This window comes from Bradyrhizobium sp. Kon58 (assembly GCF_055807455.1).
In genome coordinates, this window is sequence record NZ_JBVVOT010000689.1 from 1 (window position 1) to 232 (window position 232).

The following is a 232-nucleotide window of genomic DNA, read 5'->3' on the forward strand; positions in this document are numbered from 1 at the left end:
TCAACATCGCCGTCTGTTGCTGCACTGGGGCGCCAGCGTGATAGTGCTGGGTGTCTTCTGGTTGCGCGACGTGGGCGGGACGCGCCCGAATGATGATCCAAACGTAAGCCAGCACCACCAGCACGATTGCCACAATCCAGCTGGTGGTCAGCAAAGGCCCACTGTCTACGTTCGCCGACAGGTACACGGCGCACAACCAGAAGACACCCAGCACTATCACGCTGGCGCCCCA

Annotated in this window: 1 protein-coding gene; it reads right to left on the bottom strand. The window is 61.2% G+C overall.

Annotation, left to right across the window (positions count from 1 at the left end; translation table 11 throughout):
• A partial coding sequence (locus tag AC0L20_RS41950; protein ID WP_473295987.1) for a hypothetical protein occupies positions 1 to 232 on the bottom strand: 232 nt, incomplete at both ends.